The sequence below is a fragment of the Priestia sp. D51 genome (assembly GCF_053345675.1).
In genome coordinates, this window is sequence record NZ_JBLTIR010000001.1 from 895,460 (window position 1) to 908,783 (window position 13,324).

16 protein-coding genes are annotated in these 13,324 nt (G+C 37.8%); 11 read left to right on the top strand and 5 right to left on the bottom strand.

Annotated features, from left to right (window positions below):
* Positions 1-11 precede the first annotated feature (11 nt).
* The gene (locus tag ACNHOZ_RS04660; protein ID WP_048019908.1) at positions 12-1,448 is read right to left on the bottom strand and encodes a spore germination protein; all 1,437 of its coding nucleotides are present in this window, start codon (positions 1,446-1,448) and stop codon (positions 12-14) included.
* Positions 1,449-1,566: 118 nt separating this feature from the next.
* On the opposite strand from ACNHOZ_RS04660, the gene ACNHOZ_RS04665 reads away from it, so the two are divergent.
* From ACNHOZ_RS04665 to ACNHOZ_RS04675, 3 genes are all read left to right on the top strand, one after another.
* Positions 1,567-1,971 carry a secondary thiamine-phosphate synthase enzyme YjbQ gene (locus ACNHOZ_RS04665; RefSeq protein ID WP_048019909.1) on the top strand — a complete coding sequence of 135 codons (405 nt, stop codon included), beginning with the start codon at positions 1,567-1,569 and terminating at the stop codon, positions 1,969-1,971.
* Between the two features lie 102 nt (positions 1,972-2,073).
* Positions 2,074-2,199: a hypothetical protein gene (locus tag ACNHOZ_RS04670; RefSeq protein ID WP_016765283.1), complete on the top strand. Its 126-nt coding sequence runs from the start codon at positions 2,074-2,076 to the stop codon at positions 2,197-2,199.
* Between the two features lie 583 nt (positions 2,200-2,782).
* On the top strand, positions 2,783-2,908 hold the full coding sequence (locus ACNHOZ_RS04675) for a hypothetical protein (RefSeq protein WP_013058681.1): 126 nt from the start codon (positions 2,783-2,785) through the stop codon (positions 2,906-2,908).
* A 150-nt stretch (positions 2,909-3,058) separates the two neighbouring features.
* Here ACNHOZ_RS04675 and ACNHOZ_RS04680 read toward each other — a convergent pair whose 3' ends face one another.
* Positions 3,059-3,601 carry a 5' nucleotidase, NT5C type gene (locus ACNHOZ_RS04680; protein ID WP_028415087.1) on the bottom strand — a complete coding sequence of 181 codons (543 nt, stop codon included), beginning with the start codon at positions 3,599-3,601 and terminating at the stop codon, positions 3,059-3,061.
* Positions 3,602-3,735: 134 nt separating this feature from the next.
* Positions 3,736-4,413 carry a C40 family peptidase gene (locus ACNHOZ_RS04685; protein ID WP_016765281.1) on the bottom strand — a complete coding sequence of 226 codons (678 nt, stop codon included), beginning with the start codon at positions 4,411-4,413 and terminating at the stop codon, positions 3,736-3,738.
* Between the two features lie 345 nt (positions 4,414-4,758).
* On the opposite strand from ACNHOZ_RS04685, the gene pfkA reads away from it, so the two are divergent.
* A complete protein-coding gene (gene pfkA, locus ACNHOZ_RS04690) occupies positions 4,759-5,718 on the top strand; it encodes a 6-phosphofructokinase (protein ID WP_028415086.1) in 960 nt (319 codons plus the stop codon).
* A gap of 26 nt (positions 5,719-5,744) precedes the next feature.
* Here the strand turns inward: pfkA and ACNHOZ_RS04695 are convergent, their stop codons facing one another.
* The gene (locus ACNHOZ_RS04695; protein ID WP_013058677.1) at positions 5,745-5,888 is read right to left on the bottom strand and encodes a hypothetical protein; all 144 of its coding nucleotides are present in this window, start codon (positions 5,886-5,888) and stop codon (positions 5,745-5,747) included.
* A gap of 158 nt (positions 5,889-6,046) precedes the next feature.
* Between ACNHOZ_RS04695 and ACNHOZ_RS04700 the strand changes: the two genes are divergently transcribed.
* The 5 genes from ACNHOZ_RS04700 to safA all read left to right on the top strand — a co-directional run bounded on the left by ACNHOZ_RS04700 (position 6,047) and on the right by safA (position 10,260).
* Positions 6,047-6,445 (top strand): universal stress protein, encoded by a 399-nt coding sequence (locus ACNHOZ_RS04700; protein WP_013058676.1) that lies wholly within the window; start codon positions 6,047-6,049, stop codon positions 6,443-6,445.
* 12 nt (positions 6,446-6,457) lie between these two features.
* Positions 6,458-7,177, top strand: coding sequence for an NAD-dependent protein deacylase (locus ACNHOZ_RS04705; protein WP_048019910.1), 720 nt, complete (start codon positions 6,458-6,460; stop codon positions 7,175-7,177).
* A gap of 114 nt (positions 7,178-7,291) precedes the next feature.
* Positions 7,292-7,522 (top strand): hypothetical protein, encoded by a 231-nt coding sequence (locus ACNHOZ_RS04710; RefSeq protein ID WP_016765278.1) that lies wholly within the window; start codon positions 7,292-7,294, stop codon positions 7,520-7,522.
* Between the two features lie 612 nt (positions 7,523-8,134).
* A complete protein-coding gene (locus ACNHOZ_RS04715; protein ID WP_048019911.1) occupies positions 8,135-9,499 on the top strand; it encodes a hemolysin family protein in 1,365 nt (454 codons plus the stop codon).
* A gap of 137 nt (positions 9,500-9,636) precedes the next feature.
* Positions 9,637-10,260: a SafA/ExsA family spore coat assembly protein gene (safA, locus tag ACNHOZ_RS04720; protein WP_074677042.1), complete on the top strand. Its 624-nt coding sequence runs from the start codon at positions 9,637-9,639 to the stop codon at positions 10,258-10,260.
* 40 nt (positions 10,261-10,300) lie between these two features.
* Here the strand turns inward: safA and ACNHOZ_RS04725 are convergent, their stop codons facing one another.
* Entirely contained in the window at positions 10,301-11,407 is a 1,107-nt protein-coding gene (locus ACNHOZ_RS04725; RefSeq protein ID WP_025750169.1) for a mechanosensitive ion channel family protein, read from the bottom strand.
* A 292-nt stretch (positions 11,408-11,699) separates the two neighbouring features.
* Here ACNHOZ_RS04725 and ACNHOZ_RS04730 point away from each other — a divergent pair, with 292 nt between their 5' ends.
* Both ACNHOZ_RS04730 and ACNHOZ_RS04735 read left to right on the top strand, forming a co-directional pair.
* A complete protein-coding gene (locus ACNHOZ_RS04730) occupies positions 11,700-12,665 on the top strand; it encodes a bile acid:sodium symporter family protein (RefSeq protein WP_048019912.1) in 966 nt (321 codons plus the stop codon).
* 157 nt (positions 12,666-12,822) lie between these two features.
* Positions 12,823-13,275 carry a CBO0543 family protein gene (locus ACNHOZ_RS04735; protein WP_048019913.1) on the top strand — a complete coding sequence of 151 codons (453 nt, stop codon included), beginning with the start codon at positions 12,823-12,825 and terminating at the stop codon, positions 13,273-13,275.
* Positions 13,276-13,324: the final 49 nt, after the last annotated feature.

Consider the following 13,324-nt stretch of genomic DNA (forward strand, 5'->3'; position numbering starts at 1 on the left):
TCCTCCTTTTGTTAGTTTTGTTTTGATTTATTTTTAGACTGTTTTAGGCTTTTGTTTGGAAGACGAACATAAGAGTCTTTCCACGCTTTTTTATTTAACGCAAAAAACGGTTTAAAGTAGGCTATACCAAAACTTTCGAGTTTGGTTAAATGGATGACGAGCACAAGGAAAAACATGGAAACTCCGTATAATCCAAAAATTGCTGCAATCATCATAGATACGAAACGCAAAATTCGAAACGAAAGGCCAATTCCGTACTGAGGAACGGTAAAGGACGCGATTGCCGACACGGATACAACAATAATCATCACGGAACTAACGATATGTGCTTCTACCGCTGCTTGACCAATCACAACGCCTCCTACAAGTCCAACTGTTTGTCCAACAGGAGTAGGGAGACGCAGCCCGGCTTCGCGCAACAATTCAAGCGTCACTTCCATGACCACTGCTTCGATAAAAGGAGAAAAAGGAACGTTTTCTCGTGTGGCTGCAATAGTAATAGCCAGCTCTGTCGGAAGCAGACCTTGGTTAAACGAAACGAGTGAAATATAAATAGCTGAAAAGAACAACGTAATAAAAATAGACAAGTATCTCAGCAATCTTAGCAATGAACCCGCTATCCATCTTTCGTAATAATCATCGGGTGATTTCATAATCATATCGAAAGTAGTAGGCACTAAAAGAGCAAAAGGAGAACCATCTACTAAAATGGCTACTCGCCCTTCATTCACCGCAGCGAGAACGCGATCCGGTCTTTCTGTATTTTGTACTTGAGGGAACGGTGAGTAGGGTGCTTCTTCTAAAAATTCTTCAATCATTCCTGAGTCTTGAATGTTATCTAAAGGAATATCTAATAATTTCTCTCGGACTTGATTCACGATGTGAGTTTGACAGTGTTTATTATGAAAAACGATACTTGTTCGATGTTCCTTTGCATTTCCAATGTAAATGTCTTCAATAACCATTTCTTCTTCGGTAGAACGCTGCCTTAAAAGACCAAGGTTTTCATCTAAGTTTTCGATAAGCGCAATTTTAGGGCCACGCACTACTTTTTCTGTGGTAGGTTCACTTAAAGAGCGCTGTTTGGTCATAGACATATTCAGCGAATATGCCGTGGTGCTTTCGCTAATAAACAGCAAGGGCTGACCTTTAAAAAAACACGAGATTGCTTGCTTGTATGTATAAACTTCTTTGTCTTTAATGACAGAAATAAATGAATCGATGTCATCGAGTGTTTGCGTTTCACTTTTTGCTTTGGTCTCAACAACATGCTGAGTAAGATTATCAAGCTTTTCTCCGTCTACTAATCCTTGGAGGTAAATAATGCATATATATTTTGTGGGGGACAGCCATAATTTTTTGGAACCAACATCTGTATTTTGACCCACCAAATCTAGAAACGTTTGAACGGTGTAGTCTGCATTGGGCTGAAATTTTGAATCGAGCATAAATAAACTCACCGCCTGTTGTGTTAATGAGCTTAGTGTTTGCGATGTAAAAACGAGTTATACGAAAAATGTGGAAGAATAGAAAAGATATGTTATGGTAAAGAAAAGAGGTGATGGTATGCTACATTCATTTACGTTAAAAACGAATAAGCGTGACGAAATGATCGACGTTACGAGTCAGGTACAAGCAGTAATAAGAACAGAAGGATTAAAAGAAGGGGCTGTAGTTGTTTACTGTCCTCATACAACCGCTGGTATAACAATTAATGAAAATGCGGATCCGGATGTAAAAACGGATATGATCCGACGCTTCGATGAAGTATATCCTTGGGAACATCAGTTAGATCTTCATATGGAAGGAAATACGGCGGCTCATCTCAAATCGAGCACGGTCGGCTCCTCTCAGCATATAATCATTCACGATGGGCAGCTGCTGCTAGGAACGTGGCAAGGAATTTATTTTTGTGAGTTTGATGGACCGAGGAACCGTACGTATTATGTGAAAATTTTATCCCTGCAATAACTTTTTTTCATACTCATTGTCCAACTTTCTTTTTAAAGTTGTTATAAAACAAAGTTTAGTTAATATAAATGTTATATAACAGTTAAAGGGAGAGATTGAACAATGGAAAAGATCGGTGCAGAACAAGAAACAGTAAAAAAAGAAAACGAAAAAACAAACTTTACATGGGTGGAAGAATACCCAACTATTTTAGACATTGTTAATGAGTATTACAGTACGTGTCGATAATGTGAAGAATCTGGGGCAAAATTATTTTAGTTGAAGGAAGATCCGAACGCGTTTGATTCCTGCTGGAGAATCCAACGCATTCGGATTTTTTCATTGATATAGTGAACGTAGATTTTATGTATGTAGACGAGGAGGCTCATCAGCCGCCTGGGGAAAGCGAAGTCTTACAAGGAAATCAACAGCAACGTAGCAAGCAGTTGAGATTATTTATCCCGTTTGTTCGTCTTTTTGGAATAATTTAGTTAGGTCTTAATATCTTTTTTATAAAAAAGATATAATAGTAGCAATTTTTCTAAAAGGTTTAATATAATAAATATTAGGGTACTGAATTGTATGAAATAAAGATAAAACGCATCGTTTCATACTATTTCCTTTTTTACCGCTAGTATAGCCTTGAAGAAAAAGTTTCATTTGATATACTAACTATACGCTTAGTCTTTAAGAGAAAGATGAAGATTCATTGTCATTGTTACACGCAGTGAATGAGCTGCCTTTGCTTGGCGAAACCGTCGTACAAACAAAGACAGATAGCGAATTGTTTTGGGTGCGTTCATTTAGTTCAAAACAGGGAGGCGATTAGTCTATGTTACTTGTACGTATGGCCATGATTGGTTTCTTTTCACTAACAGCCATATCATTGTTTTCTTTTCAGTCCGTTGAAATTATCCATGCAATTATGGACTTTTTTTCATCAGCTGATAAGTACTAAAAAACGATATCTTTTTTAAATAAAAAGCGGATAACCCTTAGGGGGCTATCCGTCAAAAACCGCCCAAAAGGCGGTTTTTTTATGCTTATAGCTGTGCTCACAAACGCACTGCATTCATTCTCTGATAACAAAGTCTACGTGTTTTTTTGATTAACATTCGTTAAAATAAGTATTTACGTACTGTTCAAACTGAAGCCAATCGTCCACGCGAGGGACATTTACTTCTTCGTTATACGGGTAGCTCATGGCAACAGCATGGCGACCTGTAGCTTGAAAAGCCTTCAAATTATGAGGTGCATCATCAAATAGCAAGTCTCCGTATATTTTATCTTTTTGGTGTGTAAACACGATATTGTACTTTCCGATAAACGGAAGATGTTTTTCAACCCACTGCTCTTTTTCTGTATAAGCATAGGTACGGCTGCTTGTGACAATTAAAATGGAAAACCTTTCATAAAGTCGTTTGAGAACCTCAACAGCATGAGGCAGAGGTTGTAAATGTAAAAAAAGCCCCGGCTGATCGAGGTAGTCATAAATCTTTGTGCCGCATTCCGGCTTTACATACTTTTCTGATTCCCAGCATTTTAACTTTTCAACCGATAAGCTGTCGCAATAATCTTTGTTATATTGGTTATGCCAATCCGTCATAAGATCACAAATGACAGAATCCATGTCAATTAAAAGGGTGTGCATTTATTCAACTTCCTTTACAGTATTCATCTACACGCTTGGTTTTGCAATGCGCTGCTTCTACTATACCAAATCTTTTACATGCAGAAAAAGAGCAAGCCGCATCAAAATCGCACAGCTTGCCCTTTTTATCGAAACTACATTCTTTTAGCACCTAAATAGCGTTTGCTCCAATAGCTCTCTTTTAGAGAAGAGATGCTCACACCTTTAGATGAAGAACAGTGAAGAAACTGGTTGTTTCCTAAATAAATTCCTGCATGGGAAGGCCCTTTTGTATAGGTTTGGAAGAACACAATATCTCCAGCTTTTGGACTTGAGACGCGCGTTCCTTTTTGATAAATCTGAGCTACTGTCCGAGGAAGCTGGACCCCGCCGCCATGTTTGAACGCATAGCCAATAAAACCGCTGCAGTCAAAGCCGCTTGGCGTTGTTCCGCCCCAGCGATAGCGAACGCCCATGTACTGTTTTCCTTTGTTAATCACTGCGTTAGGGTTATAGCGCGCTGAGCTAGAAGGCGATTTGCCCTTTGCTGAAACGCCTAGTTTAGCGTACGTTCCTTTTCCGACAATACCATCTGCTGCTAGTCCATTTTTGCGCTGAAATGATTTTACAGCAGAAGTTGTAACAGTCCCAAAGTATGTAGTCGTATTCCCTTTAAAATAACCTTTATTTTTCAACGTTTGTTGTAGTTGTTTAACATCTTGGTGATTCATGCCTTGGCGAAGCGTTTGGTCGCCTAGAGCCGCTTGGCTGACAATCGGGCTAGTAGAAACAATAACGCCAGCAAGCGTAAGAGCTGCTATTACTTTTTTCATAAAACTAGTACCCCCTGAAAATTTTTCCTGATTTGAGTAAATTCATCATATCATCTTTCGACAGTGTTCTACGTTACAATTTCATTACATATATGAAAAAAATGAAATATAAAGGTGAATATAGTCTTATAAAAGCTGTAATTAAAAGGGTTCTTTAGATGTGTAATATTGCTAGAAAAACTTTGAATATTTGACGGTAAATAACTAAAAGATATGAAAAAGTATGTACATTTAAAATTTAACAAAGAAATATGTTGTGAATTACTACACAAAAAGTTCGAACTCGGGTAAAATGTAGAACTATAATATAGTAGTCATATATGTGACTTTGATGAGGTGAAAGTAATGAAAAGAATAGGTGTATTAACAAGCGGCGGAGATTCTCCAGGTATGAATCCTGCGGTTCGTGCTGTTGTGCGTAAAGCAATTCATGAAGGTATGGAAGTTTATGGTATCTTCCAAGGATATCAAGGATTAATAGAAGGAAATATTAAAAAGCTAGAAGTTGGAGATGTTGGTGACATCATTCAACGCGGCGGAACGATGCTTTATTCTGCAAGATGTCCAGAATTCAAAACAGAAGAAGGGCGTTTAAAAGGTATTGAAAACCTTAAGAAGCACGGTATTGAAGGCTTAGTAGTTATTGGTGGAGACGGATCATATATGGGAGCTGTAAAACTAACAGAGCTTGGTTTCCCTTGTATCGGCATCCCAGGAACGATTGATAACGACATTCCAGGAACAGATTTTACATTAGGATTTGATACGGCTCTTCATACGGTTATCGATGCAATTGATAAAATCCGTGATACGGCGACTTCTCATGAGCGTACGTTCATTATTGAAGTTATGGGGCGTAATGCAGGAGACATTGCTCTTTGGTCAGGTCTTGCTGGAGGTGCGGAAACAATCCTTATCCCAGAAGCAAAAGATGAGTTCCAAGAAATGGTTGATCGTTTGAGAAAAGGACAAGAGCGCGGTAAAAAGCACAGCATTATCGTAGTAGCTGAAGGTGTAGCTAATGGTAATGAAGTAGCGAAGCAGCTTCATGAAGCTGCAGGTATTGAAACGCGTGTAACAGTATTAGGACACATTCAGCGCGGTGGTTCTCCAACTGCTCAAGATCGTGTGCTAGGAAGCCGTTTCGGCGGTCGCGCAGTCGAACTTCTACTAGAAGGTAAGGGCGGCCGTGCAATCGGTATCCGTAAAAATGAAATTGTAGATTATGATATTATGGAAATTTTAGGTGAACCTCATCATATCAATGCTGATATGTACCGTTTATCTAAAGAACTTTCAATTTAATCCCAGTGTTTCTGAGGCGAAGCTTCTTATATAGAAGGAGTTTCGTCTTTTTTTGATTGCATGCCTGTCCCTTCACAGTGTTTGCATGTTTTCATGTAACCGATACCAGGAATAACAGCTAGCTTTCCGAGCCCTTTGCAAAAAGTGCAAATTAATTCAAAACCAAACATTGGTTCATCCCCTCTGTACACGTTTTCTTTCAGTTTATCATAAAAGTAGACAAATAATTTTAAAAATTATAGAAATAATCAAAAAAATGATTACATTTGAACAGCGAGTGATATAGTAAAGAGAGAAGACCATTTTATAAAAGAGGAGAGGAAGCGTGATGTTTAAACGAATTTTACTTGCCTCAGATGGCTCAGAGCATGCAGCTAAAGCAACAGAAAAAGCCGTTCAGTTGGCTCAGCTTACGGAAAACAGTTTTATTCAAGTTATTTATGCAGTAGAAGGTGATTCAAGATTAAAATCACTTAGCCGCGACGAGGAACGGGAAAGTCGGATACATACAACGGATGAAATTTTAAAGCAAGGAAACGTGGAGTATGAGATTACCTTTATGCACGGAGACGCGGCTAAAACAGTGATTCAATTTGCTAATCAAAATTCATTTGACCTTGTAGTAATAGGAAGCAGAGGGTTAAATCCTGTAAAAGGCATGCTGCTTGGAAGCGTTAGTTCTAAGATAGCACAGCAAGTAACAATTCCTGTGCTAATTGTTAAATAGGAGAGAAATGCAATGTCAAACCAGTACAAAGAATTAAAACAGCTCATTGATGATGCTAAACACATTTGTTTTTTTACGGGAGCAGGAATGAGCACAGAGTCGGGCATACCCGACTTTCGCTCTCAAAATGGCTTATATCGCCAAAACAAAAGCTTTGTGGACATAGTAGCCGCTGACTTCTATGAACAGTATCCTCATGAATTTTGGCCGCTGTTTAAAGAGATTTTTCATATTAAAATGCTGCATCAGTATAAAGCAAATAAGGGCCATCGCTTTATTGCTGAACTAGAAGACGGCAAAACCGTGCATGTGATTACGCAAAATATCGATGGGCTGCACCAAGATGCAGGAAGCACGAACGTTTTTGAAATTCATGGGTCCATTAAGAGAGCTCATTGTCCGAGGTGTAAAAAAGAGTATGACTTAGCGTATTTAAATCAGTCAGCTCTCCCACAATGTACAGCGTGTGAGCGCCTTTTAAAGCCAAATGTCGTTCTCTTTGGAGATGCCATTCATCAGTTCGATGAAGCAGTTACAGCAGCGCTGTCATCTGATTTATTCATCGTGCTTGGTTCATCGCTTGAAGTAGCACCGATTAATCAGATTCCGCTGCTTGTGAGCCGGTACAATCGTACAAATATGGTGATCATTAATAAAGAACCTACGCATTACGATTATTTGTTTGATTTGGTTATCTATGATTCCATTGGACAAGTGGTTGCAAATTTATAAGCGTCTATGCATGGACATAGCGCTTTTTTAGCATTTAGTGATAAAGTGTAGGGATGTATCATATGGTGTAGTACATCATCCATTCGCTAATGGATAGAAGGGATGTTTTTGCATATGAGTGGAGGCCTGAGAGTTTGTCTTTTCATTGTTGGTATTGCACTCAAAGTGACAGCTGTTTTGACTTTGATTTTTGAAATGAATCTTGTCCCTATTCACGGAAGGAGTCTCACTTATTATGCTGAAGCGATAGGTATGAAACTCCCCATTATCTGTTTTGTCCTTGGTTTTTTTTGTGTAGCAGCAAGCTTTTATTTGCCTGCTAAAAATCGCCGCACCAGTAAATAGCAAGGGCAGGAGACTAACTAAAACGTTTGACTGCAAAGTTTTTAACATTTAAAATAAAGTCAATAAGTTTAAAAAGAAATAGGATAATTATTCCTGAATCTTTTTAGATATACGGAAATAGAGGTGATTGGATGGGGCAGTGTACCACGTTGGCGAAGTAGCATTATATGCACCAGTGTCAAAGCGTACAATACATTATTATATAAACCTACATTTGCTTCACGCATATCGCTCTTTATCACATAATCGCTCTTTTAAGGCGTTAACAGACTTTAACTTTATAAAGATTGGAAACTACTAAATTTTTTATAAATGAATGGAAGAGAGAATCAGCGCTGAAGCAACATCATGAAATGAAGCGATGTGAGCCATTGCTTCACATCTAGAACAGCTGAATAAAGAATGACCTGCTACATTAACGAGTGAAACGTGAGATAAGGAAGAAAGGCTGGCAGTTTTGCTCCATATAAAGATGTTTATACATTTATCATGTGATTCCTCCTTATATGCACTTTTCCATGTGATCAGTACAGGGATAGAGTTCTTTATCCAAATTTTTTATTTTTTAGGAGGTGAGTCCTTACTCGTTTTTAAACGAGCTAAGGAACTTGATTGGACATATTTAACTTGATTTTACTAGCGGTACTGATTGCATTAACTGCTTTTTTCGTTGCTACCGAGTTTGCGATTATTCGCGTGAGGAGTTCCAAAGTGGATCAGCTTATAGCAGAAGGGAGCAGCAATGCAAAAGCTGCGAAGCAAGTTATTTCAAATTTAGATGAATACTTATCTGCGTGTCAGCTTGGTATTACGATTACTGCGCTGGGAATTGGTTGGTTAGGAGAGCCTACAATTTCGCATCTCCTGTCACCATTACTTGATCAACTAGGGATAAGCGGAGCTTTAACAAAAGTACTATCTGTTGCGATTTCTTTTGCGGTTGTTACATTTATAAATGTTGTGGTCGGAGAGCTTGCTCCGAAAACATTTGCAATTCAAAAAGCAGAGAAAGTCACTTTATTATTTGTTCGTCCGCTTATACTTTTTTATAAAGTAACCTATCCTTTCATTTGGCTATTAAACAGTTCTTCTCGTTTAATAACAGGGTTATTTGGTCTAAAGCCTGCTTCAGAAAATGAGCTTGCACACAGTGAAGAAGAGCTTCGCATCTTGTTATCAGAAAGCTATAAAAGCGGTGAAATCAATCAATCGGAGTTTAAATATGTAAGTAAAATTTTTGACTTTGATGATCGCGTTGCCAAGGAGATTATGGTGCCGCGTACGGAAGTCGTTTCAATTGACCAGGAAGATACGGTCGAATACATCCTTGAGATGGTCCAAGAAGAGCGGTTTACCCGCTATCCGGTCATTGATGGAGATAAAGACCATATTATTGGAATGGTCAATATGAAAGAGATTTTAACCGAGATTGTTATGAACAACAGCAAGGAAAAAATAAATTTAAAACAGTATATCCGTCCTGTTATTGAAGTAATTGAATCGATTCCTATTCATGATTTATTGCTTAAGATGCAGCGTGAACGCATCCATATGGCTATTTTAATCGATGAATACGGAGGAACTGCAGGGATTGTAACAGTAGAGGATATTTTAGAGGAAATTGTCGGTGAAATTCGGGATGAATTTGATGCGGATGAACTTCCATTAATTCAGAAAGTCAAACCCGATCATTATATTGTAGATGGAAAGCTATTAGTAAGTGAGCTTAACGAGCTCCTTGGCACAACAATTGATGATACGGATGTTGATACAATTGGAGGCTGGGTCTTGACGGAAAAATATGACGTCAAGCAAGGAGAAAGCCTTAGCTTTGATCAGTATGACTTTACTGTTACGAAAATGGAAGGCCATCACATTCAATATATTGATGTGATCAAAAAACGTCAGGTGCATCAAAGTACGGATGAAGCGGTTAATGTGTCGGACATGAACCAGTCACAGGCTTTATCTTCATAATAAGAAGGCGCATTGCGAAAGAGCAGTGCGCCTTTTTTATAAAGAAAATGTGGAGGGAAGATGACAAAGTAATATGATGGAACTATGGGATAATATTACCGCTATGAATCTTGAAATCAATTTGCTTTAATAAAAGTATGAAAACTCTATCAAAACTTTTATTAGTAACATTGTTGTCTGTCACTCTAGCTTTTGGTCTTAATAACACTGCGCAAGCAGCAACCGTACATACCGTTCAATCGGGCGATACGATGTGGAAAATAGCAGTAAAATATCAGGTTGGCGTTTCCGAGCTGATTGAAGCGAACTCTGCTATTAAAAATCCTAATTCTATCTACCCGGGACAAAAAATTACCATACCAACAGATAAAGCGGGAAGTTCATACGAAGAGCAAGTGGTTCAGCTAGTGAATCAAGAACGTGCTAAAGTAGGGCTTAAACCTTTAAAATCTAATTGGGAAGTAGCTCGCGTTGCTCGCTATAAATCGCAGGATATGATTGATAAAAACTATTTCAGTCATACATCGCCTACATATGGAAGTCCGTTCGACATGATGAAAAAATTTGGTATTACATACAGTACAGCAGGTGAAAATATCGCTGCTGGACAAGCAACTCCAAAAGAAGTGGTTAACGCATGGATGAATAGCGAAGGTCACCGTAAAAACATACTATCAAGTCAATTTACCGAAATCGGAGTAGGTTACGCTAAAGGCGGAAGCTACGGTCATTACTGGACTCAAATGTTCATTTCAAACTAAAGAAGAAAGGAAAAAAAGCTGACTACTAAGTCAGCTTTTTTTAGCTTCGAGCACTTTCTAGAAATTCTTTTGGATTGCCAGAAAGCTTTCCGTCCTGCTCAACGATGAGTGTGCGCGTAGGGAAAGCAAATTCTACGCCTTCTTCTTCAAGAATGTCCATAATTTCGAAGTTTATATTTTCTTTTACATCTAAGTAATCAGCAAAAACGGTTGTATTTGTAAAGAAATACAGATAGATATTTAAACTAGATTCATAGAAACCGTCAAAATTTACAAGAATCGTTTCATTGTGAATTTCTTCGTGCTCAGTCAGCATCTTTTTAATTCTTGCCACTACGGTTTCTAACTTTTCTTTTGGTGTATTATAATTCAAGTTTAAATGAAAGGCAATTTGACGTTTCCCCATTTTAGCCCAGTTAATAATAGGTTCATTAGAAAGAGTAGCATTTGGAACCGTTACGACTGCTTGAGCGAACGTTCGAACTTTGGTGCTTCGAAACGTAATATCTTCTACAACGCCTTCAACACTTGGTGTTTTAATCCAATCTCCAATGGTAAAAGGCTTTTCAGTAATAATTACGATTCCGCCGAATAAATTACTAACGGTGTCTTTTGCGGCTAAGGCAAAAGCAAGACCACCTAAGCCAAGACCCGCTACAAAGCCATTTACGTTAAAACCCCATTCTTCTGCGATGATGGAGATAGAAAGCATAACAACAACGATGCGGATAAACTTTTCAATAAAAGGAATAATGATTCGATCCACTTGGATATCAAAATTTTTGGCAAACGTTGCAAAAAATAAATTGGTAGAAGCAGCTAAATTATACAAGCCCCATCCTGCAAGGCCAACAGAAGCTGAACGAACTAAATGTCTTTCCGTATCGGCTGTTAAAACATCAAAGGGAAGATAGGGAAGAGCAAGCTTGAAACCAATAATCACAAAAATCCAGCGCAGCGGCTTTTCAAAAGCTTCTAAAACGCTCGTAATTAAATTGATTTTTTTATTTTTGACAAAACCAATAATAAACTTAAACAAATAAGTCGTGAAAAGTTTGCGAAGAATTAAAAAGATCAAAAAGATCCCAATCGCAATCACGATTTTTTTCCAATCATCTAATGATGATAGAGATTTCAAAAAATCCATACAATCCTCCTAGTTACCAAAACTGTGCTACAGTCCATTTATATCCGTCAATTGAAAGCATTCCTATGTAGAGTGTTCTTTACCCTAAATTCATGCTTTTTAAAAGCTTCTTCCCTATTAAAATAGCACAAAAATACCTGTAAATCTATTTAAGTGATAATTATGAATATATCTCTTTTTAGTAAAAGAGACAGACAATAGTCTGAAAATAAGTTGTATAATAAATAGGTGATATTATAACCATTAATTTATCTTATTATTTATTTAAAACGTTCGTTGGAGGGAGAAAGCTTTGTTAAGTCAATTAAATAGAATGCTAGAAAAATTGATGCCGTTTATTACGCCGGTCAGCTTGCTCATAGGAGTTCTTATCGGTTCATCATTAAGTCAGTATACCTTCTTAATTCCATGGCTTTTTGCATTAATGACGTTTGCCGGAAGTTTGAATTCAAACTTTCACCAGTTAAATGCCACGATACACCGTCCATTTCCAATCATTATGGCTCTGTTTGTTTTACATATTTTTATGCCGGCATGGGCTTGGAGCGTTGGCCAAGTGATTTTTCCACATGATGTATTTACAAGCACGGGTCTTTTGCTAGCAGCAATTATTCCAACGGGAGTGACTAGTTTTATATGGGTCTCGATTTACAAAGGAAGCATTCCTCTTGCACTATCCATTATTTTAATTGATACTCTTTTAGCACCGCTTATCGTTCCTTATACGCTTTTATTGGTGGTTGGAGACACCGTACATTTGGAAGCGCTAAAGTTAGTCAAAGATTTATGTTTTATGATTGTCCTTCCATCTCTGTTAGGCATGTGCTTAAATCAATATACAAAAGGAACAATTAAGCAGACCTTAGGACCAAAGCTGGCACCTGTTTCGAAAATAGGGTTAAGTGTGATGGTTATGGTAAACGGGGGAGTGATTGCACCTTATTTAAAACATATTGATAAAAAACTGCTGTTTATTATCGTGATTGTCTTTTTAATGAGTTCAGCTGGTTATTTCTTCAGCTGGATGATTGGCAAATGGCTAAGATGGGACCGAGCAAAAGTTGTGACGCTTACGTTTTGCGGAGGCATGAGAAATATTAGCGCCGGAGCCGTATTAGCCGTATCTTATTTTCCAGCTCCCGTTGCTGTACCGGTCGTATTAGGGATGTTATTTCAGCAGGTATTAGCTGCTTTATCAGGGCGTTTAGTTCAAAACTATTACCAGAAAAAAGACGCTGAATTTGCTTCATTAAAATAAATGAAAAAAGCAAGGGACGAACCACAGTAATCATAAAGTAAGCACTCTGTTTTAACGATCAGAGATAAGATACTTTTACACTTGCTGCGTTCAAGATAATGAGATGATTAGAAAAAGCTGCGGTGTGGCATACTAGAAAGAAAAAGGTCGGATATTCTTGCTTATCAATATAGCGCTGGCGTTTGTTTTACCTTGGATTTTTGGCATCCTCTATTTACATCCTAGAAATCGTCGTTTACTGCCTTTAGTAGGAACTGCTTTTTGCATTTTAGCAATCGTTATCAATGAATTAGGGAGCTATTATGGCTTTTGGAAACTCCGGACTTCTTTAGAAAATGAAGCATTAGAAGCGCTGCCTTTTAATTTAGGTGTTTATCCTGTATTGGCCAGCTATATGATTTTTTTAATCCAGCGAATTGGAAAGCCTCATTTTTTTATTTTTCTTATAGCGCTGTTTACAACATTTTTAGAAGGAACGTATATGTATATGGAAAGAGTTATATACGGAAACGGATGGAATCTCGGCTGGACATTTTTTTCCTACTGGATTCCGTACAGCGTAATTTATTTATACTATAGGTATTTGGTTAGTCTTAGACTGCTTCACTAGAAGAAAAAAAGAAGTAAATTTGCACAATAAAAAAGCCGTGAATATTCAC

Bases quoted from the DNA above. Each gene is read 5' to 3' on its own strand.
- ACNHOZ_RS04680 (WP_028415087.1), bottom strand. From the start codon at position 3,601: ATGCACACCCTTTTAATTGACATGGATTCTGTCATTTGTGATCTTATG.
- ACNHOZ_RS04695 (WP_013058677.1), bottom strand. From the start codon at position 5,888: ATGTTTGGTTTTGAATTAATTTGCACTTTTTGCAAAGGGCTCGGAAAG.
- safA (WP_074677042.1), top strand. From the start codon at position 9,637: ATGAAAACTCTATCAAAACTTTTATTAGTAACATTGTTGTCTGTCACT.
- ACNHOZ_RS04675 (WP_013058681.1), top strand. From the start codon at position 2,783: ATGTTACTTGTACGTATGGCCATGATTGGTTTCTTTTCACTAACAGCC.
- ACNHOZ_RS04685 (WP_016765281.1), bottom strand. From the start codon at position 4,413: ATGAAAAAAGTAATAGCAGCTCTTACGCTTGCTGGCGTTATTGTTTCT.
- ACNHOZ_RS04670 (WP_016765283.1), top strand. From the start codon at position 2,074: ATGGAAAAGATCGGTGCAGAACAAGAAACAGTAAAAAAAGAAAACGAA.
- ACNHOZ_RS04660 (WP_048019908.1), bottom strand. From the start codon at position 1,448: ATGCTCGATTCAAAATTTCAGCCCAATGCAGACTACACCGTTCAAACG.
- ACNHOZ_RS04710 (WP_016765278.1), top strand. From the start codon at position 7,292: ATGAGTGGAGGCCTGAGAGTTTGTCTTTTCATTGTTGGTATTGCACTC.
- ACNHOZ_RS04725 (WP_025750169.1), bottom strand. From the start codon at position 11,407: ATGGATTTTTTGAAATCTCTATCATCATTAGATGATTGGAAAAAAATC.
- ACNHOZ_RS04705 (WP_048019910.1), top strand. From the start codon at position 6,458: ATGTCAAACCAGTACAAAGAATTAAAACAGCTCATTGATGATGCTAAA.
- ACNHOZ_RS04665 (WP_048019909.1), top strand. From the start codon at position 1,567: ATGCTACATTCATTTACGTTAAAAACGAATAAGCGTGACGAAATGATC.
- ACNHOZ_RS04700 (WP_013058676.1), top strand. From the start codon at position 6,047: ATGTTTAAACGAATTTTACTTGCCTCAGATGGCTCAGAGCATGCAGCT.
- pfkA (WP_028415086.1), top strand. From the start codon at position 4,759: ATGAAAAGAATAGGTGTATTAACAAGCGGCGGAGATTCTCCAGGTATG.